The sequence below is a fragment of the Metabacillus sp. Hm71 genome (genome assembly GCF_051842955.2).
Lineage (GTDB): Bacteria > Bacillota > Bacilli > Bacillales > Bacillaceae > Metabacillus.
This window is the reverse complement of sequence record NZ_CM200278.1, coordinates 594,586-615,156: the sequence shown is the minus strand read 5'-3', so window position 1 is coordinate 615,156 and position 20,571 is coordinate 594,586. Positions and strand designations below refer to the sequence as shown.

The following is a 20,571-nucleotide window of genomic DNA, read 5'->3' as shown; positions in this document are numbered from 1 at the left end:
TTTCCTCCGGATGTTAATTTTCATGCAATTTGGGAAAATAAATAATAAATCACTTTATCTAAGATAGTACAAGAGCAATAATTAATAAAGACTTGATGATTAAAATGAAAGAGAATTGCACACATTGGACAATATGCTTACATATAAAGTCATTGTATTAACTAACTCAAAAGAAATACGCAAGCACCTTTGATCAGCATATGACCTCAAGAGGCTAGGCGCTGGCTGTTAATATTTTCTTTTAAAGAAAACTCGCTCACTTGCGAGCTGAAAGGCGAAGCGTGATGAGTAGTTGCGTTTATACTTTGTACTTAAAATTGGCCGCTGCGTTGAATTTCCTTCTGCGCTGGCAATTTATACTCCCTCTTAAAGTGTAAAAAAACAAGGAGGTTCATTTTATTGGATACTGGAACACATGTCGTGATGGGAATTGCATTAGGTGGATTGGCAACACTTGATCCAATTGTAGGGGTTGATAATCCAACAGCCCATGCCGTGTTGCTGGGCACGCTAATTGGTTCCCAAGCGCCTGACCTAGATACAATTTTAAAACTAAGAAACAATGCTAAATATATACGAAATCACCGGGGAATTACTCATTCTATACCAGCTCTTTTTATCTGGTCGGCTTTAATAACCGGGATGATTACCATCTTTATCCCTGAAAGCAATTTACTTCATCTATGGCTTTGGACACTATTAGCAATTGTCGTTCATGTATTTGTTGACATTTTTAATGCCTATGGCACCCAAGCATTAAGACCCTTTACAAAGAAATGGATCGCTTTAGGCTTAATTAATACATTCGATCCATTTATCTTTGTGTCCCATTTAATGGCCATTGCCATTTGGTTAATTGGTGCCCATCCTGGTTATACGTTTTTAACCTTGTATCTTATCCTGATCGGCTATTACCTGATTCGGTATGTCATGCAAAAGAATATTATACACCGTCTCCATAAGCTTGTCCCAGATATTGAACAAGTCATTATCTCACCAACGATGAGATTCCGTCAGTGGCATATCGCCATTATGACGAAGACAAGATTTTATGTGGCAAGATCAATTGATGGAGAAATTAATTTCCTTGATGAATTTGAAAGGGTGCCCGTCCCGCAAACAGATGTCATCCGTGCTGCAGAAGAAGATGATAATATTTCAGCATTCCTGTCATTTTCACCTGTGTATCGCTGGGAAGTCGAGGAATATTCCGATCATTACGAGGTACGATTTATCGACCTCCGCTACCGCAGCAAAGGATACTATCCATTTGTGGCGATCGTTCAGTTAGATCTGGATCTAAACATTGTCAGCTCCTATACTGGTTGGATCTTCAGTGAGGAAAAACTTCGTAAAAAACTCGAGCTGATACCTGAATAATATGAGGCTGTCTCAAAACTTGAGACAGCCTCATATATGTTAAACAAACGTTTAATTAATGCTTTAAATAGTCGTCATTGTTTAGCAAGTGACGATATTTTGGGTTTGTCGCAATAAATTCATGCAGCTTATCCCCATAATTTGTAATTAATTGCCTAACGACTTGCTCTGTCATCTCTTTCCCTCGATATTTTCTCCCCGCTTTTGCTTGTGTTGATTCAAAATCCTCCCATAACAGTTCAATCCAGGTTCTTGCCTGTGCATAGGAAAGGCTATTATTTTTACTTAATAATTCATTTGTTAATCGTTCAAAGTATATTTCCATTTTTCTCACCTCTAGGAAGGAATCGTTACTAATATTCTTTACCGATGCACCCATACTATAAGTACGCTTCTTTTTAAAGAAGCAAATGAATGATGACTTGGAGGGGATTGTGTTGCGCAACAAAGAAGCAGGCTTTCCTAATTTGAGCAACAACAAGTTTGAAGGAGAACCTAGAGCTAAAGCTGAATATGCTTCGAAAAGAGCAGATGGGACAATTAACACTCATCCACAAGAACGGATGAGAGCTTCAGGCAAACGCGAAAACCCTTACTCTTAATACGCAATCACAAACTTGTGGAGGTGCCTAAAAATGGGTACAAAGAAAAGATTTTATGACAATATCTATTCTAATCCATATCATCAGCCATGGGCCAACCCAAAACATGCCCACTCTCAGGTTAATGGTGAAACTATGCTAACTCAAGACCTCATCATTCTCAAAAGACAAACAAGGAAACAATCTTAACTTTCATTTGGACTGGCAGCTCCTATAGCTTGTCAGTCCTTAATTAGCATAGATATTGGCAATGCCTCCTCAACATTTGGAGTTGATAAACGATAACCCCAAGCAAAAATACCATTCATATAATTAATTTTAAACGATTCTCCAGGCGCTCCCTCAATTTCATAAATCTCGTCAGGCTTATAATCACGAGGATCTAATAAATATGACTTTGCCATCGTAATTTTCCGCTCTAACACAGCAAACTCATTCACAATCCCAAGCTGTTCTGCCTTTCTTGCCTTCTCCTTCAAGCTTGCAATTTCACTTTTTAATTCATATTCAGTCATCTCACTATAACGCTTATTATTCAAAGTCAATGTCGTTTACCCCTTCTTCATCAAGATACCTTTCAATCAATTCAACCGAAAACCCTTTTCGATATAAAAATTGCTTCATTTTCATCTTATATTGATAAGGCTCTTCCTTTTGATATTTTTTCTTGCCCTTCTCCGCATGTTTTAGCAGTGCAGCCCATTCCTCTGATTCATCCTGCTCAAACTGAACATCTTCTAAGGCAATTGAAATGATATCATAAGAAAAGCCTTTTCTCAGTAAATGCTGCTCTAATTTTTGCTTCAACTGCACGGTAGAAAGCTGATTATTTTTCTTCAGAAGCTTTTCAGCATGGTTAACCGCTTCTTCAATCTGTGAGGACTGATCATATTGCGTAAGCGCCTGATCGATGATCCCTTGTTCAACCCCTTTACCTGCAAGCTCACGTTTTACTACACTTGGCCCTTTTCCATTTGTTTGCCACTGTGTTCGAACAAAAGCCGTAGCGAATTCTAAATCATCGACATATTTATTTTCCTTTAACTTTAGGATAACCTCTTGTATAACAGGATCTTGAATGTCTTTTTTCTGCAGATGGTCCTCCACTTCTTTAACAGAACGCATTCGATAGCTCAAAAATTCGAGCGCTTTATTGTAGGCCTTTTTCACCTCATCGCCAAATTGAATATCAAGAATATCGAACTCATCAAGCTCTTTTCCTTTTTGGAGATTAAATCGGATGAGTACATCCTGATCCACGCTGAATGCAAATTTTTCATCTAAAAATATATTGAACCGATCATCGGTTTGCTTTTGGGAAGAAATTTTTGTGATGATTGGCATTTTTTCACCTCTTTGCTAGTCGGATGATACTCTTATTTTATCAGATTGTTACTTAACTTGGTGATTCTGAACATATCAGCGGTATTTTAATTTTATTGGCGTTTTCCAAAATTTATCGGCGGGGTTCTGATTTTATCGGCGTTTTCCAAAATTTATCGGCGGGGTTCTGAGTTTATCGGCGTTTTCCAAAATTTATCGGCGGTATTTTAATTTTATCAGCGTTTTCCAAAATTTATCGGCGGGGTTCTGATTTTATCAGAGTTTTTCAAAATATATCAGCGGTATTTTAATTTTATCGGCGGTTTCCGAAATTTATCGGCGGGGTTCTGATTTTATCAGTGATTTCCGAAATTTATCGGCGGGGTTCTGATTTTATCGGCGGTTTCCAAAATTTATCGGCGGTATTTTAATTTTATCAGCGTTTTCCAAAATTTATCGGCGGGGTTCTGATTTTATCAGAGTTTTTCAAAATATATCAGCGGTATTTTAATTTTATCGGCGGTTTCCGAAATTTATCGGCGGGGTTCTGAGTTTATCAGTGATTTCCGAAATTTATCGGCGGGGTTCTGAGTTTATCGGCGGTTTCCAAAATTTATCGGCGGTATTTTAATTTTATCAGCGTTTTCCAAAATTTATCGGCGGGGTTCTGATTTTATCAGCGGTTTCCAAAATTTATCGGCGGGGTTCTGAGTTTATCGGCGTTTTTCAAAATATATCAGCGGTATTTTAATTTTATCAGCGTTTTCCGAAATTTATCGGCGGGGTTCTGAGTTTATCAGCGTTTTCCGAAATTTATCGGCGGGTTTCTCGATTTTATCGGCAAATTTTACAATTAGTTGGTTATCTTTTTTGGCGTTAACTGATTTAGCAAGCCTCCAATCATTCCTCCAACAAACGACTCAACACCTCAATTTTCAATTTGTACCTCCTCCCTTTGTTTATCCCCACTGTCTCTAAAGCCATAGAGTTCAATATTCTCTTCATCACATCTTGAGAAGAAACATTTAAAAATTCTCTAGCTTCTCGATTGCATATTGTTGAATTTACTAGAAAAAAGTAATCTATCAAGGCATTTACATGAGCGTTATTAGAGGTTTTTTCACATTGTACACATAACCATTTTCCACGAATTCTTTTAATAGGAATAACAAAACAATATGGGCATTGCACCCCTTTATAAAGTTCAGATCGGTCAATTTTATAACGTTTCAATACATCATGATTAATTGGAACATGTTTACAAAGTAATAGTTTTTGAACGGACTCCAGATTATTAATTTTTTGATTATTATATTTCTTTTCTAAGTCATTCACTTTATTAGGAATCATAGAACTGGGGATAACTTGAACTTGCTTAGGGAATTTGTTTTTATTTGAGGTTTTAATAACGGATCGTTCATTTGATATAACAACTAGCGTCTCTATAGGTATCGGAGGAAAATTATAATGTTCAAGCCATTTTATCAGTTGAAGACGATGGCGCATTACTTGATTTATAGGATCAGGAAAAGCTTCTTCCTTCTCTTCCATAGTACGCACCAGCTGATTGTACTCAGAATTAAAAATAAGTGTACCCGCTATGTTTTTCACTTCAATAATAAGAAAAAAATATTTTGAAATGATTAGCGTATCCATTTGAAAAAAATGAGACCCGTCATATAGTCTAACATCGTGTAGGATAAAATATCGCTCTTCCTCCAGAAAACTTAGCGGATAATTTAAGGATAACTCACCTTTAAAGCCACTCACTCTCATATTATAATCCTCAAGTATTTGCTTTCTTTTAGGGTGTTCAACCGATAAACGTCGTAAAAGTGCCTGAAGTTGATCAATTAATATAGGTCTCTGGCGTTCCTTTACAATCATAGCATCACTCCTTTTTATTTTTCGTATTTTTTGTACTACCCGTATCATAATTATCCTTTATTATTTTGTAAATCGGCGAAAATTAAAGTTTATCGGCAGTATTCTTATTTTTATCGGCGCCTTTTCATTTTTTTTCGGCTTATTTCTTATTTTATCAGCGCTTTTTCAGTTTTTTCGGCGTTATCCTTATTTTTTCGGCGCTTTTTCAGTTTTTTCGGCGTTGTCCTAATTTTATCGGCGCTTTTTCAGTTTTTTCGGCGTTATCCTTATTTTTATCGGCGCTTTTTCAGTTTTTTCGGCGTTGTCCTAATTTTATCGGCGCTTTTTCAGTTTTTTCGGCGTTGTCCTAATTTTATCGGCGCTTTTTCAGTTTTTTCGGCGTTATCCTTATTTTTTCGGCGACTTTTCATTTTTTTCGGCGTTATCCTTATTTTATCGGCGCTTTTTCATTTTTTTCGGCGTTATCCTTATTTTATCGCTGCTTTTTCCAAATTTCAGCATGTCAGATAAATTATCAGCAACTAAAAACATAATCCAAAAAAACGAGTATAATATCAATAATGGGGAATTCTCCCCACATAAAAATAAAACGTTTATATTCATGGAATGGAGAAAGCTTTATGAATCCAATACTTTTTAAACAGGCGACGGTTTATCCGGTTACTTCTGTTGTTTTGTATGAGACAGATGTTCTTGTGAGGGATGGGAAGATTGCGGCAATTGGCAGGGATCTCGCAGCTTCCGAGAATACTGAGGTGATAAATTGCAAGGACAAGTTTTTATTTCCTGGCTTTATTGATGTTCATACCCATTTGGGGTTATATGATGAGGGTACGGGCTGGGCAGGGAATGATGCGAATGAAACGATTGAGCCGCTGACTCCGCACATTAGGGCGCTGGATGGTGTTCATCCGCTAGATCCTGCTTTTATGGATGCAATTAAATATGGAATCACGACCGTTCATGTTATGCCAGGAAGTGCGAATGTCATTGGCGGGACGACATCGGTCATTAAAACATATGGGACCAATATTTCGAACATGATTATTCAAGAAATTGCAGGCTTAAAGATTGCATTGGGTGAAAATCCGAAGCGGATTCACAGTAATGGAAATAATGAGTCCATTACAAGAATGGGGATAATGGGCATGCTTCGGGAGGCCTTCTACAAAGCCAAATACGGGGATGAGATTGAAGATTTTCGCCTTATTCCGATTAAAAAGGCGCTGCGCCGGGAAATTCCTGTTCGTATTCATGCCCACCGTGCAGATGATATTATTAGCGGAATCCGCTTTGCTGAAGAATTTGAACTAGATTACCGGATTGAACATTGCACAGAAGGTCATCTAATTGCAGATGAATTTATCGGCAAAAAAGCTAAGGTTTGCGTTGGGCCGACTTTAACGCGAAGATCTAAAGTTGAACTAAAAAATAAAAGCTGGTTAACTTATCAAGCCTTAACGGAAAGAGGTGTGGAAGTTTCAATTACAACTGATCATCCCTACACTCCGATTCAGTATTTAAACGTATGTGCCGCTATTGCGGTAAGAGAAGGCTTTGATGCCCAAAAAGCGTTGGAAGGGATTACGATCGCTGCTGCCCGCAACCTAAGAATTGATGACCGCCTTGGAAGTATCGAGGTTGGAAAAGATGCTGATTTAGTTGTTTGGAATTATCATCCTTTCCATTATCTCGCTAAACCGCAATTAACGATGATAGACGGAAGAATAGTCCATAAAGCCTAGGAAAATACTCCCATAAAGATATATTGCAATTATTTTTACCTCCCCCTTTTCATGCACCGTAAAAAGAAAAAAACGATCATTTTCTATAGCTGTTCAACGCATTAAATCAATCACTTATTTCAGTGTTAAATTCACAAAAATGGTAGGAATAATAGAAAATAAACAATTATACTAGGATAAATAACTTTTTTTTGAAATTCGACAAAAAAGTAGTATCTTTTTCACGAAATTTAACGTATTATACTTCATGAAGAATATAATTAAAATTAAATCTAGTAATGGGAAGGCAAATGGTGCGCCACCAGGTTTACTGGTTCTAGTGGGTTCGATTCCCACCCCGAAATTTTTTGCTGTATTATTATTAAAAAAATTTCGAGGGTGGAGATGGCCATATCACGTGGAGTCTGCCCTCATATTGGAGGGATCCCAATGCTAAAAAAACGTGATATTCATGACAGCCATGCACTTTATGAACACATAGTTCACCCTGATGTCTTCCCATTTGTGCGTCAAAAGGCAAGTTCATTTGAAGAATATCTATTTTTAACAAAACAAACCATTGAAGCTGAAGAACGAGGTGAATTGATTTCACGTACCATTTTAGATGAATGGGGTTCTCCAATCGGCACCATTAGTTTGTTTGATATTCAAGATAAAGCTGGTTTTTTAGGCACCTGGTTAGGCAAGCCTTACCACGGAAAAGGATATAATAAACTTGCTAAAGATGCTTTTTTTCATGAATTATTTTATGAATTAGATATTGAAACGATCTTTTTGCGAATTCGCAAACAAAATGTACGTTCAACAAAAGCGGCACAGAAGCTGCCTTATGTTGTGAACGCAAATGAAACAAGAGCAAGTCTCTTGGAACAAATCAATAATGGCGAAGATTTGTTCAATTTATTCGAAATTACGAAAGATTTATATACATTCTACACATACCATCATTCTTTAGAAGCTGATGAGCATCAGCTTAAGGAAGCTTGATAAAAAACAGGTGAAATTCACCTGTTTTTTTGTTAAAGACGAATGCTTCTTCCCTCCTTTGTCAAAACTTATTCTGAAGACAATAATTTGGAAGGATGATGATAGTGGCAGCTGATAAAAAGAAAAGGGACAAAACAAAACAAACACTTTCCAGCATGCAGGAAGTAACCTATTCAAGAGAGTTTAAAATGGCTGACCGTGCAGGTGGATACATAAGTAAATCGAAACACTAACTTCCAACATGAAATTCATAAAAAAAGCCATCCTAATCTTGAACAACTTGTTCAAAGAAAAAGGAGGGCTTTTTTTATGGGTCGTGGACATAAGCATAAACATCAAGCTCGTGATAAAAATTCATCATCACTTCCACAAACTCCGAAAAATCTTAAAAGAGACGGTGTTGACGAGGAATTCTCTCGCGAATTAGCTGACCAAGCAGATTTGGAAGCACAAGCGAGAGCAAATGCTGCCAATCAACGTCAACAAAAAAAATAGAAAACCCAAAAAGGAGTGGATATCCACTCCTTTTTGTGGATAACCCCCTTACGTGTTGTGGATAAATCGATTGTAAAGTTGTGAATAATGTTAACAACTTGTTAATATCTCTTTATATTGCTATTTAGTTATCCACATAGTTATCCGGTTCACATAGACTATTTATCCACAAATTTGTGGATAATGTGCATAAATATTTTCTATCACAACTTTTCCTCTGTGTTCATATACTGAGTACGTATTGGTTTGTATTCAAATAAAGACAGGGGTGTTTATAGTTGGCGTACGAGATCACACGAGATTATATCCGAACCGGTAATTCCCGCTCTGGACAAAGTATTGGTACTGTACGTTTTATTGTTAGTCATGATACTGGCAATCCAGGCTCTACTGCTTATGGTAACCGCAACTACTTCGATACTCAGCAACCTTCTGCTTCTGCACACACCTTTATTGATGATAAATATATTCTTGAGATCATACCGTTAAACGAAAAGGCTTGGCATGTCCGCTCAAGTGTAACAGGTGACAATAGACGATACGGGGCTAATGCTAACGATGCCGCGATTGGTGTAGAATTATGCCATGGCGGTAAAATTAACTTTCAAGAAGCTTATAATCGCTATGTTTGGTATCATGCTTATTTATGTGACAAATTCAACCTTAATCCAAATTCTCATATTATTGCACACGCAACACTTGATCCTGCAAGGCGTACAGATCCAATTAACATATTAAGAACGTACGGAATTTCATGGTCGATGTTTATTGATGATGTTGAAGAAGCGCTCCGTCATTTTAACGGATCTGCCCCTTCTCCGCCGAAGATATCAAAGCCGCCAGCTTCCGAAGTAGGAAGTGTCAGAGTAAAATTGCCTATTGGCGAAGGAGATTCTGGTCCTTTTGTTCGTGATATTCAACAAGAATTAATCAAAGCAGGCTACAGACTTCCACGCTATGGAGCAGATGGAATATTTGGAGAAGAAACGGAAAATGCGGTTATGAAATTCCAAAGAGATCATCACCTTGCAGTGGATGGCTTAGTTGGACCGATTACATTAAATAAGCTTCAAGAGGTTAACCATCAAAGAGTATCTTCCACAGATTTCCCTCTGCCTACAGGGATTTATCGGCGGGGAGATCAAGGCGATGCTGTTAAGCAAATACAGAGAGCCTTAAAACAAATCAATTTTAATCCTGGAGCTATTGATGGGATTTACGGCCCTAATACTGAAGATGCCGTTAGACGTTTCCAATCGATGTACAGAGCTTTGGCTGATGATGGGATTTATGGTCCAAATACACGTAAGTATATCCGAATGGAATTGGATGATTAGTTCTTTCCGAGATCATGAATAACAATGGAGAAAGCAACATAAAGTATTAGTACAACTTAGATCCGACATCACAGAAAAAAGCACGCTGCTCAGGTTTTAGCGGCGTGCTTTACTATGCCTTACAGTTTACACTTCGTTTAACTCACCTTTATATAATCTATTCTTTTTCAATGTGATGTTTAATTCTTTTGCTATTTTCTTTAATTCTCTTTCTTCCCGTTCCGTTACAAGGGAGACAACTGTACCTGAAGCGCCTTGTCTTCCGGTTCTTCCTGATCGGTGAACATATTGGGACGTACTTATCGGTAGGTCATAATGGATGACATGGGTAAGATTAGCGATGTCCAACCCTCTGGCAGCCACATCTGTCGCAAGGAGCAGCCCTTGGTGATCAGATCTTAAGCTTTTAAGTGCCGCTTCTCTCTCTTCCTTTTTTGTATCACTATGCAATAAATAGAAATCAACCCCTTCGTACTCCAATTTTTCTGCAAGTACATCCAGATTGCCAATATCTTTGACAAATCCTAAAGCTTTCATTTTAACTGTTTTGGCTAGTCTCTCAAGCAGCTTTGCTTTTTCTCTTTGTTCACAGACAAGATACACATGCTGAACATCACCGATTGGTACCTCATTTAAAGCAACCTTGATAAGCTCTGGATTTTGTTTCATTAAATCTCTCGCCCTTGATTCCGTGCTTTCATTTAAAGTTGCCGAAAACAGCACAACCTGGCGTTCATTTAACGTTGATTTAATGATTTCTTTGATCGTATTTTTATGCTCAGGCGTTAAAAGCTGGTCCCCTTCATCCAAAACGATGGATTTTACCTCATGCATTTTTAACTTTTTCATTTTAATCAATTCTTGAACTCTTCCCGGAGTTCCGACAATGACTTGAGGACTCTTTTTTAGCTTTTCAACCTGGCGTTTAATATTTGCTCCGCCGATAAAAGAAGCACTTGTAATTTCGCTCCCCTCTGACCATTTTTTTATTTCATCAAAGATTTGCATCACAAGCTCTCTTGATGGAGCGAGTATTACCACTTGTGCATTTTTCTTTTGTTGATCGATCTTATTTAGCATCGGCAAGACATATGCGAGAGTTTTCCCTGTTCCTGTAGGAGACTCTGCAATCACATCCTTGCCTTCTACTATAGCGGGAATCGCTTTAACCTGGATGGCAGTCGGTTCATGAAAATTTGCCTTTTCCCAGTTCGTTTGAATAAATGGCTTTACATCCTTTAAAAAATTCGTTTGTGTCATAAAGTGCAATCTCCTTTACCTAACAAAATTCAATCATTATTTAAATGGCTTAAACCTATTAGAGTATTATTATGTTTTTATAAAAAAAGGCTGTTTTCGCATACTATGTTGTTTTTTAATGCAGTTAAAGGTGAAAATTAGTTCGTTCCATTACGCTTCAGACACAAGACTCGCCGGGGAGGAAGCTGTGCCTCCTCGGCGAGTCTGCGGGGTCTCAGCCTTTCCTCTACTTCCCGCAGGAGACAAGTGTCTTCCGCCCCATTCCACTATAGAGTTAAAATAGTATTCAAAAACAAAAACCTTTACGAAAACTGCCATAGCAAAAGTCAACCATTATACTACAGCTAAATTAAGATAAAAGCAAAATAATTCTTCTTCCCACATTTCCTCCTTTCAACATATTTCCCCAGAAATAATCACCCTTCTCCAAAAACCGAACTTCAGCGACAAATTATGATTCATTCTTTTTTCTTAATCAAACGTTTGTTTAAAAACACAAAATGAAAAGCCCCTTCCCTAAAGAAAGAGGCTTTATCAAGCTTAAACCCACCACATTTGTGACGGTGATTCATTAATTAATACAGTTTTCAGATTTGTCACAGCTCGATCAAATCCTTCATCAATCGACATGATTGGATCTTCATGCTCAATGCTCACTACGTAATCATAGTTATATGTACGTAATGCACTCATGATATCATTCCACTCTGTTAGGCTGTGACCGCAACCAACAGATCGAAATGTCCACGCTCTTGTTTGTACTTCTCCATATGGCTGCATATCTGTTAAACCATACATGTTCACATTGTCTTGATCGATATACGTATCTTTTGCGTGGAAGTGGTGAATGGCATTTGCCTTACCTAAAATTTTGATAGCTGCTACTGGGTCAATGCCTTGCCACCAAAGATGACTTGGGTCAAGGTTTGCACCAATTGCATCACATGTTGCCTCGCGCAGTTTTAGCAATGTGTAAGGAGTGTGAACCAAAAAGCCGCCATGTAATTCTAAACCAATTTTCACATTATGCTCTTGTGCATATTGGCCAACTTCTTTCCAATATGGAATTAATTTTTCCTCCCATTGCCACTTTAACACATCACCATATTCATTCGGCCAAGGAGTAACAGGCCAGTTCGGATATTTTCCACCCTCATGATCACCAGGTGTACCTGAGAATGTATTGACAACAGGTACATTTAATAGAGATGCAAGTTTAATGGTTTTTAATAATGTTTCATGATGGTCTTGTGCCATTTCTTTATCCGGTGAGATTGGGTTTCCGTGGCAGCTGAATGCACTAATGATTAAATCACGTTCTTTAATTTTAGCGACAAATTCATTACGCTTTTCTTCACTCTCAAGTAAAGTATCTACATCACAATGTGAATTTCCAGGATAACCGCCCGTACCGATTTCAACTGCATGAAGTCCTGAAGCTTTTACTCGATCTAACATTTCTTCAAAAGATTTATCATTAAAAAGAACTGTAAATACGCCTAATTTCATAAGAACTCCTCCTCTTATTTACCAGCTTCAGCTGAATAATAGATTTCATCAATGATTTGTGATACCTGTAATGCTTCCTCCGGTTTAACGACAAGCTCAGCATTTCCCATGCAGGCATCAATAAAGTTTTTCGCTTGTGCAACACCCGGATCGTCCTCACCGGACACCCATGGTGCTTGCGTATTAAGTAGCATTCCATTTTTCGCGGTATAGAGCTCCAACGGAAACACACTGATCCCGCCTTCTGTACCGGAAATGCTGACATGCTCTTTGTCATCTAAAATATTGGCTGCCCATGATGATTCCAGTAAAAGTGATGCACCATTTTCAAACTTAATATAAGCTGTTACATGATCATCCACATCAAATGTTTCATGATCGAATGTCCCCCATTGATTCACACTGATAGGTGTTTTACTTAGCGCGTTATACGCACTGCCGTTTACAGAAATATGCTTTGGACTTCCCATCAACCAAATCGCTAAATCTAGCAAATGGCAGCCATAATCTATTAAACTTCCACCGCCTTGAAGGGATTTATTTGTAAATACACCCCAGCCAGGCACTTTTCTTCTACGTAATGCTTGGACTCTCGTAACAAGCGGTGTACCAACCTCTTGCATGAATTGCTTTGCTGCTTGAGAGGCTTTCATAAAACGATAGTGGTAGGCAATGGCCAGCACCTTATTCGCTCGTTTTGATGCCTCAAGCATTTGCTGGCATTCATCTGAAGATAAAGCCATTGGTTTTTCACATAAAACATGTACACCTGCCTCTAATGCAGCAATCGTAATTTCGGCATGAAATTTATTTGGTGTACAAATACAAACTGCATCCACGTGATCAAACATATCTTGGTAGTTTTCATATGCATTGTCTATTTGATACTTAGCCGCTACTTCCTGTGCTCTTTCGTTATTTACATCACTTACTGCAGTAATCACACAGCTGTCTTTAAGAGATTGAAAGGCAGGGATATGGCGTCCTTGCGCAATCCCTCCAACACCGATCAATCCGATACGCAATTTATTCATGCTTGATCACTCAAATACCTTTGCGATGGTTTTAGTATCATTTGACTTGATGGCTGCGAGAATAACAGCTAATGATTTCATTCCTTCTTCACCACAGATTAACGGCTTTGTATTGTTTGCAATAGACGATACGAAATGGTCAATGACATGTGTAGTATTTTGGCCGCCTTCTTCATTTGATTGAATTTTGCCAAGCTGATAGTTAACAACTTCCCCATTCGTATATTGAGCTACTAAAGAATAAGTCGGGTTATCTTCTAGACGAAGGATTCCTTTTTCACCATAGATGATCGTTGAATTGTCTTCTTTTGCTGTATAAGACCAGCTCGCTGCAAGGGTACCAATGATTCCGCTTTCTGTTTTCAGTGCACAAACAGCTGTATCATCGACATCTGCAAAGTCCTTCGCTGACGTTTCAATAAAGGCACCTACCTCAACAATTTCTTCTCCAAGTAAATAGCGAAGTAAATCTGTTTTATGAACACCTAAGTCACCCATTGCACCGATATATGCTTTTTCCTTTTCAAAGAACCAGCTATCTTTGCCGTCAATGCTCCAGCCTTCAGGACCAGGGTGTCCAAATGCTGTTCTAAAGCTGTAGATCTTACCAATCGCACCACTTTCAATTAATTGACGGGCAATTTGATGTGAGCGTACAAAACGTTGGTTGTGTCCAATCATTAATGTTTTGCCGCTTTTATTTGCCGCTTCGATCATGGCATCTGCTTCTTCTTGTGAAGTAGCCATTGGTTTTTCACATAAAACATGTAAGCCATTATTTAATCCTTCAATGGAGATTGGAGCGTGTAAATAGTTCGGTGTACATACACTAATCGCATCCACTTGACCGCTTTGGATGAGTTCTTTGTAATCCGTGTAAGCTTTCGCATTATATTTTTCAGCAATTTCCTTCACACGATCTTCTACGATATCACATACCGCTACAATCTCAACCTCTTTGTTTGCCGCATATTCTGGTAGATGGCGATACTGTGCAATACTTCCACATCCAATAACACCGATTCGTAATTTAGCCATTGTTAAAACTCCTCCCGTTTTATGTAGCGGCCGTCTCAGGTAAGTTAAGGTAAGACAGCCGCTTTATCATTTATGTTTTTTAAAGATAAGCAGAAAGTATAAATTTTTACTTAGTTTTGGTGTCTAGCTCCAGCGCCTAGCCCCTCTAGGGTCTAGCCACTCATGAATAGAAGTCAAAGAACGGCTTCCATTCATGAGCGTCTTATTTGCCCTAGGCTGAGCAAGGCGCTTGCGCTTTTCTTATTTCACTGCAATTGCTTCAAGCGGCTTCGCATTTCCATATACAGGACGCTTGCGATCCACTGGTTTCACATATTTCACTGCATTTTTGATAACTTGTTGTACTTGCTCATTATGATAAGTTGGGTATGTTTCATGCCCTGGACGGAAGTAGAAAATTTTTCCATTGCCGCGTTTGAACACACAGCCGCTGCGGAAAATTTCTCCGCCTTCAAACCAGCTTGTAAAAATCAGCTCATCTGGAGCTGGGATATCAAAGTGTTCGCCATACATTTCTTCTTTCTCAATCTCAATGTATTCGCCAATACCTTCAGCAATTGGATGGCTTGGATCTACTACCCAAATGCGCTCCTTGTCATCAGCTTCACGCCATTTTAGATCACAGCTTGTCCCCATTAATTTTTTAAAGATTTTTGAGAAATGACCGGAGTGAAGAACAATTAATCCCATTCCATCAAGCACCCGCTGTTGTACTCTTTCAACGATTTCATCTGAAACCTCGTGATGTGCCAAATGGCCCCACCAAACTAACACATCTGTATGATTTAATACCTCTTCAGTCAGGCCATGCTCTGGCTCATCAAGTGTTGCTGTTTTCACTTCATAGTTATCCGCTTGTAAAAATTCGGCAATCGCTCCGTGAATTCCTGCTGGATAAATCTCTCTAACTACTTGATTTTTTTGTTCATGTCTATTTTCATTCCATACCGTTACTTTTGTCATTGTTATCCACCCTAATCTATTAATTTTGTTCATAGTATTCCAGTTAACAACTGTGCGATGTGATTAGATGAACTCACCTCCTTAAATGGTACCTGTAGAGCTTCGTACTACAAGTTCAACAGGAAGCATAATTTGTTCCGGCTCCAGCCCTTTATTTTCAATAACGTTAATGGCCGTTTCTGCTGAAACAGCTCCTTTACGAAAAACATCTTGGCGAATCGTTGTTAAGCTTGGTGATGAATAGCGGCTAATCATTAAATCATCAAAACCTACAATTGAAATATCCTCTGGGACTCTTTTTCCATGATCGTTAAGCGATTTCATAATTCCTAGCGCCGTAATATCTGATGAAGTAAAAAGGCCTGTCATCTGTTGGTCATGTGCAATTTCTTTTCCAATTTGATAGCCTTTTTCAAAGGAATTGGCTCTTCCCTCAATGACCATCTCTGAATGAAAGGGGATATTAGCCTCAGCTAATGCGCGTTTAAAGCCAAGGAACCTTTGCCCATCCACATCACAGTCTACTTTTCCATTAGGAATAAAACATATTTTTTCATGTCCTAATTCGATTAAGTGCTTCGTTCCCAAATATCCTCCATGTTCATCATTAATGCGGATATTATGGTAAAGATTCGCATAATCCTCGAATGAATCAACAAAAACCAATGGTGTAGATAACGTTTTCATTTCTTTGAATACTTTTAGGGGAAACTTCCCTAACACGATAAGTGCATCTAAGTTGCGCTTCATGACCCAGTTTTTGCATTCTTCCGGCTTTGAGATTCCAGAGATGAGAAAATCGTAGCCGTTTTTACGACATACATATTCTACTCCGCTAAGAAGCTCACTAAAGTAATGATTTTCCTTAAAGATTGGTGAAAGAGAGTCGTTTACTAACGGCATGATAATACCGATCATATTCGATTTTCTCTTAGAAAGGCTGATTGCTGTGAAATCAGGCTGATAATTCAGCTCTTCAATCGCTTGCAGCACTCTTTCTTTCGTTTCATCTGATACTTTATTTACTCCATTGAGCACATAAGATACCGTTGCAGATGAGACACCAGCGTGTTTTGCTACCTCTCGAATTGTAATTTTCTGTTTCATATTGCCTCCGGTTAAGCGGTTAACTTGCTATAACCATATTATATAATAGCGAAACTAGAAGTCAATGTGTTTTTTAGTCGGAAGTGGAAAAAAAATCATTCCACTACAATTTCTTCTGCCTTAGCAACTAATCTTTCACTCCGTTACTCATCAAACCAGCAGGGGTGCTATACCCCCACTGTTTTTTATGAATCTTCCAGACGCTGACAGCTGTCGCGAATGACCAGCTCTGTCCCAAGAATAGCTTTCATCGGGATGGTTCTGCCTTTTATCCGATCATACAAAAGCTTTGCTGCTGTTTTGCCCATTTCATCTGCATGTATTTTCACAGTAGTAAGCGGCGGATTTAAAAATTTTGCTGCCTCTATATCATTAAAGGCTATGATCGAAACATCCTGCGGCACCTTTATTCCCGCTTCATAAAGTGCTCTCATCGCTCCTATTGCCATTGGATCACTTGAGATGACAAAAGCGGTCGGCAAATTTCCTTTGTCAATCGCTTGTTTCATCAACAGATAGCCGCCGTTGGCCCCCCAATCGCCAATATAAATATTATCAGGATTGTAAAGCCCTCTTTTTCTCATAAAACTTTCAAAGGCGGCCTTTCTAATATCCTCAGTATCGTAGAGAACCTGCTTATCCTGCAGTCTAGAAAAATAATCTTTTCCGCCCAAAAAGCCGATGTCTGTATGCTTGAGATTCAATAAATATTCCAATGCCTCTTCTGTTGCCCAATCATAACCAGATGCCACGATATCATAATTGCCTTTTATGGCTAAATTGTTAATATAAACAATATGATGATTATGATGATAAAGCTCGCTTAAGGATTCAGGGTCAATTCCACCAATCACAATCACGCCATCCAATTCCTTCAGCACATCGAAGGAAGATTCATTCCCTGGTCTAATAACACTTTTTATCGTTAATGGAAGGTTATCACAGCCCATTTCAACTCCTAAGCGGATCGACATGAAATATGGGTCATGTACCTCCTCCTCCTGAGTAACTGATGAAACAATCCCAATCGTATAATTTTCAATTTCAGTCTTTTTTGTATTTTTCTTTCTTGTCGGCTTGTAATTTAATAATTGTGCAACTTCCAGTACTCTTTTCCTCGTGTCATCTCCGACAGATAATGTTGCATCATTATTTAATATTCTTGATACTGTTGCAGTTGACACCCCTGCTTCATTCGCTATGTCTTTTATTGTCGCCATCCTATCACCATGCTTTTTAGTAAAGTTTACTTATGTCCTACCTTATACTATACCAGAGAGAATACGCTTTCAAAAGCGTTTTTTCATCTTTTATTATTTAATGTAATAAAAGTAACGTTTACTAAATCCTCATAAGAAAAGCGCAAGCGCCTTGCTCAGCCCCGACAAGCATAAGACGATTTAGAATAGAAGGCGCTCTTTGCCTTCAATTCTAAATTGGCTTATGACCTCGAGGGGCTAGGCGCTGGAGCTAGACACAAAAACTATGTTAAAATTTTATACTTACCTTTTAAAAAAGGAAGCAACCGTCCCAAGACAGTATGCTTCCTTCTATTTTTTAAATTGAATTGGAGTTCTTTAGTGTATGTGAATTTTTATCAAGGCTGCTTATTGCTACTCCAACACATCCCCCAACAATTGCCGGTACAATCCATTCTAATCCAGCTGATGAGAATGGAAGGATATCCAGTAAACCTTGAACCACACCTAAATCTAACCCGAATGTTTTTAGCCCTCCGATTACTGCAAATATAGCTGTAAAGAGGACCGCACTTCCATAAACTCTTTTTGTATTTTTAAAGAAGCGATGAAATAAGGTAAGGGTAATTAACACGATTGTTAATGGATAGGCGGTGACAAGAAACGGGACTGAAAATTTCAATATTTGATTTAGTCCTAGATTTGATAGTGTGAAGCCTATCAGCGTAATGATCAAAACAACCATTTTGTAGCTTATTTTTGGCAGCAACTTTGAAAAATATTGTCCGCAAGCTGTCGTAAGACCGACAACGGTTGTAAAACAGGCAAGGGTGAAAATGAAACCTAATAGAATATTCCCGCTTTGGCCAAATAAGAGGGTTGCGACTGCTGAAAGAATATCAGTCCCATTTTCAAATTGTCCATTTCCAGCCATCTTTCCACCAATTAATCCTAGAGTAATATAGACTAATGACAGCAACCCACCTGCAATCAACCCTGCCTTAAGCGTATAGTTTGTTATTTGCTTTCTTTCTGATATTCCTCTTTGCTGAATGGATGTGAGAATGACAATCCCAAATGCTAAAGCAGCAAGGGCATCCATTGTGTTGTACCCCTCGATAAAGCCTTTTGAAAACGCACCTGTCTCGTATTGCTCTGTTGGCATTTGCAATGGCGCATCTAATTTCATAAAACCTACAACACATAATATCACCATCGCGAGCAAGAGGATTGGTGTAATCCAGCGACTCATGTATTTTTCCATTTTGGCTGGGTTTAAGCTAACAACATAGACAAGAAGGAAAAATATCACAGTAAAGAGAAGTAAAATCAGTGATGAACTGATTGATTCATGTAAAAACGGCTTGATCCCCATTTCAAATGCCACATTTGCGTTTCGCGGTATCGCTAAAAAAGGTCCGATACTTAAATAAATCACAACCATAAAAACAACGCTAAAAATAGGATGAACGCGATTTCCAATCGTTTGCACCCCTCCAGGGACTAAAGAAACAGCAAGCAAAACCGCAAACGGCAAACCAACCCCTGTGATAATAAAGCCTATGATGGCAGACCAAAAGGATGTCCCTGACTCAGCTCCCAAAAAGGGAGGAAAGATTAAATTGCCTGCTCCAAAAAACATTGAAAATAACATAAGTCCAATTAATAAAGTATCCAGCTTCTTCACAATATACTCTCTCCTCTTAGTATTTTCACATAAAGAAAACTTGGCTGGCGCCAAGCCTTTAGGCGCAGTGCGACTGCCTAGTTGCACTTATACTTCATTCTTAAAATTTGCCCCTGCGTCGAATTTTCTCCTGCGCTGCAAATTTATATTTTTAACGTATAATAAAAAGCCCGCCCCCATATGAAGGGACGAGCTTGTACTCGCGATACCACCCTAATTCCGCAGCATTGAAAAAAACTGCGGCTCTCAATCTGCGTACGAACATACGCATTCCGTTATAACGGCGGAAAACCCGTCAAAACTTACTCATTTCAGTCTCGCATCTCAGAGATGACTTTCAGAAAGCTCCTAACACCAACTCTCACCAATTGTTGGTTTCTCTTTAGTTCAGGGGTGCTATCTTACTCTTCTCTTCATCGAATTTATTATTATAAAATAATTTATCAGAGTGGATATGTACTGTCAATGCTTTTTGAAATTTAGCAAAAACAGGCTGTCTCAAATGGGTCTGACCTTTGCAACAATCACTATAACTGAGATTTCTTACAATCTTAATCTCAGATATATTGGTGATTGTGGAATCAGACACTTCTGTTTTGAGACAGCCTGCTTTCTATTATCTATTATCGTTAAACGAATAAACGTATAAGTGCGATTTTTACGTTCACTTAGTAAGTAAATGCAATTTTTATTGTTAAAATAATAAATGTAAGGAATCCTACCTCAGATTTTTTCATTTTAACAGCCCCTTTGCTTTTGATACTTTAACAATACAGGATGAAAAATTCTTTGTATGTATTTCAGTAAGATTATCTGACGTTATTTTTTTAAAATTTTTTCTTGCATTTATTACTTATGTAATAAAATCTGACATAATTTATTTTTGGACATTGACTGCAGTAAAAGAATTTTCGCAAAGAGATTTCATCCCTTATCATCACAGACCCGCAAACCTGCCCCATCCAAAAACACTGTTTTGTACACCTCAATGACTGAAATTTGCATTTTCAAAATAGAT

The 20,571-nt window shown here is 38.3% G+C and carries 20 protein-coding genes, 1 pseudogene and 1 other annotated feature; of the genes and pseudogenes, 9 read left to right on the top strand and 12 right to left on the bottom strand.

From position 1 onward, the window contains the following. The first annotated feature begins 399 nt into the window (after window positions 1-399). Window positions 400-1,380: a metal-dependent hydrolase gene (locus ACSVDH_RS03060; protein WP_439253163.1), complete on the top strand. Its 981-nt coding sequence runs from the start codon at window positions 400-402 to the stop codon at window positions 1,378-1,380. A gap of 55 nt (window positions 1,381-1,435) precedes the next feature. On the opposite strand, the gene ACSVDH_RS03055 is transcribed toward ACSVDH_RS03060, so the two are convergent. Next, window positions 1,436-1,705, bottom strand: coding sequence for a YfhJ family protein (locus ACSVDH_RS03055; protein ID WP_299093837.1), 270 nt, complete (start codon window positions 1,703-1,705; stop codon window positions 1,436-1,438). A 112-nt stretch (window positions 1,706-1,817) separates the two neighbouring features. Here ACSVDH_RS03055 and ACSVDH_RS03050 point away from each other — a divergent pair, with 112 nt between their 5' ends. Then, on the top strand, window positions 1,818-1,982 hold the full coding sequence (locus ACSVDH_RS03050; protein ID WP_299093838.1) for a small, acid-soluble spore protein K: 165 nt from the start codon (window positions 1,818-1,820) through the stop codon (window positions 1,980-1,982). A 33-nt stretch (window positions 1,983-2,015) separates the two neighbouring features. Next, on the top strand, window positions 2,016-2,171 hold the full coding sequence (locus ACSVDH_RS03045; RefSeq protein WP_299093839.1) for a YpzG family protein: 156 nt from the start codon (window positions 2,016-2,018) through the stop codon (window positions 2,169-2,171). Window positions 2,172-2,203: 32 nt separating this feature from the next. On the opposite strand, the gene ACSVDH_RS03040 is transcribed toward ACSVDH_RS03045, so the two are convergent. The 3 genes from ACSVDH_RS03040 to ACSVDH_RS03030 form a co-directional block, all read right to left on the bottom strand. Next, on the bottom strand, window positions 2,204-2,521 hold the full coding sequence (locus tag ACSVDH_RS03040; RefSeq protein WP_439253197.1) for a YfhH family protein: 318 nt from the start codon (window positions 2,519-2,521) through the stop codon (window positions 2,204-2,206). Continuing rightward, window positions 2,514-3,326 carry a recombination regulator RecX gene (gene recX / locus ACSVDH_RS03035; RefSeq protein WP_439253160.1) on the bottom strand — a complete coding sequence of 271 codons (813 nt, stop codon included), beginning with the start codon at window positions 3,324-3,326 and terminating at the stop codon, window positions 2,514-2,516. The genes ACSVDH_RS03040 and recX overlap by 8 nt, the downstream gene beginning before the upstream one ends. An 879-nt stretch (window positions 3,327-4,205) precedes the next feature. Further along, window positions 4,206-5,192, bottom strand: coding sequence for a nuclease-related domain-containing protein (locus ACSVDH_RS03030; RefSeq protein ID WP_439253158.1), 987 nt, complete (start codon window positions 5,190-5,192; stop codon window positions 4,206-4,208). 620 nt (window positions 5,193-5,812) lie between these two features. On the opposite strand from ACSVDH_RS03030, the gene ACSVDH_RS03025 reads away from it, so the two are divergent. The 6 genes and pseudogenes from ACSVDH_RS03025 to ACSVDH_RS03000 all read left to right on the top strand — a co-directional run bounded on the left by ACSVDH_RS03025 (window position 5,813) and on the right by ACSVDH_RS03000 (window position 9,756). Beyond that, the gene (locus ACSVDH_RS03025) at window positions 5,813-6,937 is read left to right on the top strand and encodes an amidohydrolase (protein ID WP_439253156.1); all 1,125 of its coding nucleotides are present in this window, start codon (window positions 5,813-5,815) and stop codon (window positions 6,935-6,937) included. Window positions 6,938-7,366: 429 nt separating this feature from the next. Next, window positions 7,367-7,924, top strand: coding sequence for a GNAT family N-acetyltransferase (locus tag ACSVDH_RS03020; RefSeq protein ID WP_299093842.1), 558 nt, complete (start codon window positions 7,367-7,369; stop codon window positions 7,922-7,924). 98 nt (window positions 7,925-8,022) lie between these two features. Further along, a complete protein-coding gene (locus ACSVDH_RS03015; protein ID WP_439253154.1) occupies window positions 8,023-8,157 on the top strand; it encodes a YfhE family protein in 135 nt (44 codons plus the stop codon). A gap of 76 nt (window positions 8,158-8,233) precedes the next feature. Continuing rightward, complete coding sequence (locus ACSVDH_RS03010; RefSeq protein WP_046589421.1) at window positions 8,234-8,419, top strand: YfhD family protein; 186 nt, start codon at window positions 8,234-8,236, stop codon at window positions 8,417-8,419. Between the two features lie 278 nt (window positions 8,420-8,697). Further along, window positions 8,698-9,198, top strand: a pseudogene (locus ACSVDH_RS03005) (peptidoglycan recognition protein family protein); the annotation flags it as partial. Further along, on the top strand, window positions 9,181-9,756 hold the full coding sequence (locus tag ACSVDH_RS03000) for a peptidoglycan-binding domain-containing protein (protein ID WP_439253196.1): 576 nt from the start codon (window positions 9,181-9,183) through the stop codon (window positions 9,754-9,756). The pseudogene ACSVDH_RS03005 and the gene ACSVDH_RS03000, both read left to right, overlap by 18 nt. Window positions 9,757-9,882: 126 nt before the next feature. Here the strand turns inward: ACSVDH_RS03000 and ACSVDH_RS02995 are convergent, their stop codons facing one another. The 8 genes from ACSVDH_RS02995 to brnQ all read right to left on the bottom strand — a co-directional run bounded on the left by ACSVDH_RS02995 (window position 9,883) and on the right by brnQ (window position 19,553). Beyond that, window positions 9,883-11,016, bottom strand: coding sequence for a DEAD/DEAH box helicase (locus ACSVDH_RS02995; protein WP_439253151.1), 1,134 nt, complete (start codon window positions 11,014-11,016; stop codon window positions 9,883-9,885). A 540-nt stretch (window positions 11,017-11,556) separates the two neighbouring features. Then, the gene (locus ACSVDH_RS02990; RefSeq protein ID WP_439253149.1) at window positions 11,557-12,525 is read right to left on the bottom strand and encodes a sugar phosphate isomerase/epimerase family protein; all 969 of its coding nucleotides are present in this window, start codon (window positions 12,523-12,525) and stop codon (window positions 11,557-11,559) included. Between the two features lie 14 nt (window positions 12,526-12,539). Then, window positions 12,540-13,559 (bottom strand): Gfo/Idh/MocA family protein, encoded by a 1,020-nt coding sequence (locus ACSVDH_RS02985; RefSeq protein ID WP_439253148.1) that lies wholly within the window; start codon window positions 13,557-13,559, stop codon window positions 12,540-12,542. A 6-nt stretch (window positions 13,560-13,565) separates the two neighbouring features. Then, a complete protein-coding gene (locus tag ACSVDH_RS02980; protein ID WP_299093849.1) occupies window positions 13,566-14,597 on the bottom strand; it encodes a Gfo/Idh/MocA family protein in 1,032 nt (343 codons plus the stop codon). A 240-nt stretch (window positions 14,598-14,837) separates the two neighbouring features. After that, the gene (locus ACSVDH_RS02975; protein WP_439253146.1) at window positions 14,838-15,560 is read right to left on the bottom strand and encodes a ThuA domain-containing protein; all 723 of its coding nucleotides are present in this window, start codon (window positions 15,558-15,560) and stop codon (window positions 14,838-14,840) included. Window positions 15,561-15,641: 81 nt separating this feature from the next. Further along, window positions 15,642-16,667 carry a LacI family DNA-binding transcriptional regulator gene (locus ACSVDH_RS02970; RefSeq protein ID WP_439253144.1) on the bottom strand — a complete coding sequence of 342 codons (1,026 nt, stop codon included), beginning with the start codon at window positions 16,665-16,667 and terminating at the stop codon, window positions 15,642-15,644. 185 nt (window positions 16,668-16,852) lie between these two features. Then, the gene (locus ACSVDH_RS02965; RefSeq protein WP_439253143.1) at window positions 16,853-17,887 is read right to left on the bottom strand and encodes a LacI family DNA-binding transcriptional regulator; all 1,035 of its coding nucleotides are present in this window, start codon (window positions 17,885-17,887) and stop codon (window positions 16,853-16,855) included. Window positions 17,888-18,224: 337 nt separating this feature from the next. Continuing rightward, a complete protein-coding gene (brnQ, locus tag ACSVDH_RS02960; protein WP_439253142.1) occupies window positions 18,225-19,553 on the bottom strand; it encodes a branched-chain amino acid transport system II carrier protein in 1,329 nt (442 codons plus the stop codon). A 181-nt stretch (window positions 19,554-19,734) separates the two neighbouring features. Continuing rightward, window positions 19,735-19,979, bottom strand: a binding site (T-box leader). Window positions 19,980-20,571 lie beyond the last annotated feature (592 nt).

What these genes read in the sequence shown, in the direction of transcription:
- ACSVDH_RS03055 (WP_299093837.1), bottom strand. Translation starts at nt 1,705, where the DNA reads ATGGAAATATACTTTGAACGATTAACAAATGAATTATTAAGTAAAAAT.
- ACSVDH_RS03045 (WP_299093839.1), top strand. Translation starts at nt 2,016, where the DNA reads ATGGGTACAAAGAAAAGATTTTATGACAATATCTATTCTAATCCATAT.
- recX (WP_439253160.1), bottom strand. Translation starts at nt 3,326, where the DNA reads ATGCCAATCATCACAAAAATTTCTTCCCAAAAGCAAACCGATGATCGG.
- ACSVDH_RS03030 (WP_439253158.1), bottom strand. Translation starts at nt 5,192, where the DNA reads ATGATTGTAAAGGAACGCCAGAGACCTATATTAATTGATCAACTTCAG.
- ACSVDH_RS03025 (WP_439253156.1), top strand. Translation starts at nt 5,813, where the DNA reads ATGAATCCAATACTTTTTAAACAGGCGACGGTTTATCCGGTTACTTCT.
- ACSVDH_RS03020 (WP_299093842.1), top strand. Translation starts at nt 7,367, where the DNA reads ATGCTAAAAAAACGTGATATTCATGACAGCCATGCACTTTATGAACAC.
- ACSVDH_RS03015 (WP_439253154.1), top strand. Translation starts at nt 8,023, where the DNA reads ATGATAGTGGCAGCTGATAAAAAGAAAAGGGACAAAACAAAACAAACA.
- ACSVDH_RS03010 (WP_046589421.1), top strand. Translation starts at nt 8,234, where the DNA reads ATGGGTCGTGGACATAAGCATAAACATCAAGCTCGTGATAAAAATTCA.
- ACSVDH_RS03000 (WP_439253196.1), top strand. Translation starts at nt 9,181, where the DNA reads ATGTTTATTGATGATGTTGAAGAAGCGCTCCGTCATTTTAACGGATCT.
- ACSVDH_RS02995 (WP_439253151.1), bottom strand. Translation starts at nt 11,016, where the DNA reads ATGACACAAACGAATTTTTTAAAGGATGTAAAGCCATTTATTCAAACG.
- ACSVDH_RS02990 (WP_439253149.1), bottom strand. Translation starts at nt 12,525, where the DNA reads ATGAAATTAGGCGTATTTACAGTTCTTTTTAATGATAAATCTTTTGAA.
- ACSVDH_RS02985 (WP_439253148.1), bottom strand. Translation starts at nt 13,559, where the DNA reads ATGAATAAATTGCGTATCGGATTGATCGGTGTTGGAGGGATTGCGCAA.
- ACSVDH_RS02980 (WP_299093849.1), bottom strand. Translation starts at nt 14,597, where the DNA reads ATGGCTAAATTACGAATCGGTGTTATTGGATGTGGAAGTATTGCACAG.
- ACSVDH_RS02975 (WP_439253146.1), bottom strand. Translation starts at nt 15,560, where the DNA reads ATGACAAAAGTAACGGTATGGAATGAAAATAGACATGAACAAAAAAAT.
- ACSVDH_RS02970 (WP_439253144.1), bottom strand. Translation starts at nt 16,667, where the DNA reads ATGAAACAGAAAATTACAATTCGAGAGGTAGCAAAACACGCTGGTGTC.
- ACSVDH_RS02965 (WP_439253143.1), bottom strand. Translation starts at nt 17,887, where the DNA reads ATGGCGACAATAAAAGACATAGCGAATGAAGCAGGGGTGTCAACTGCA.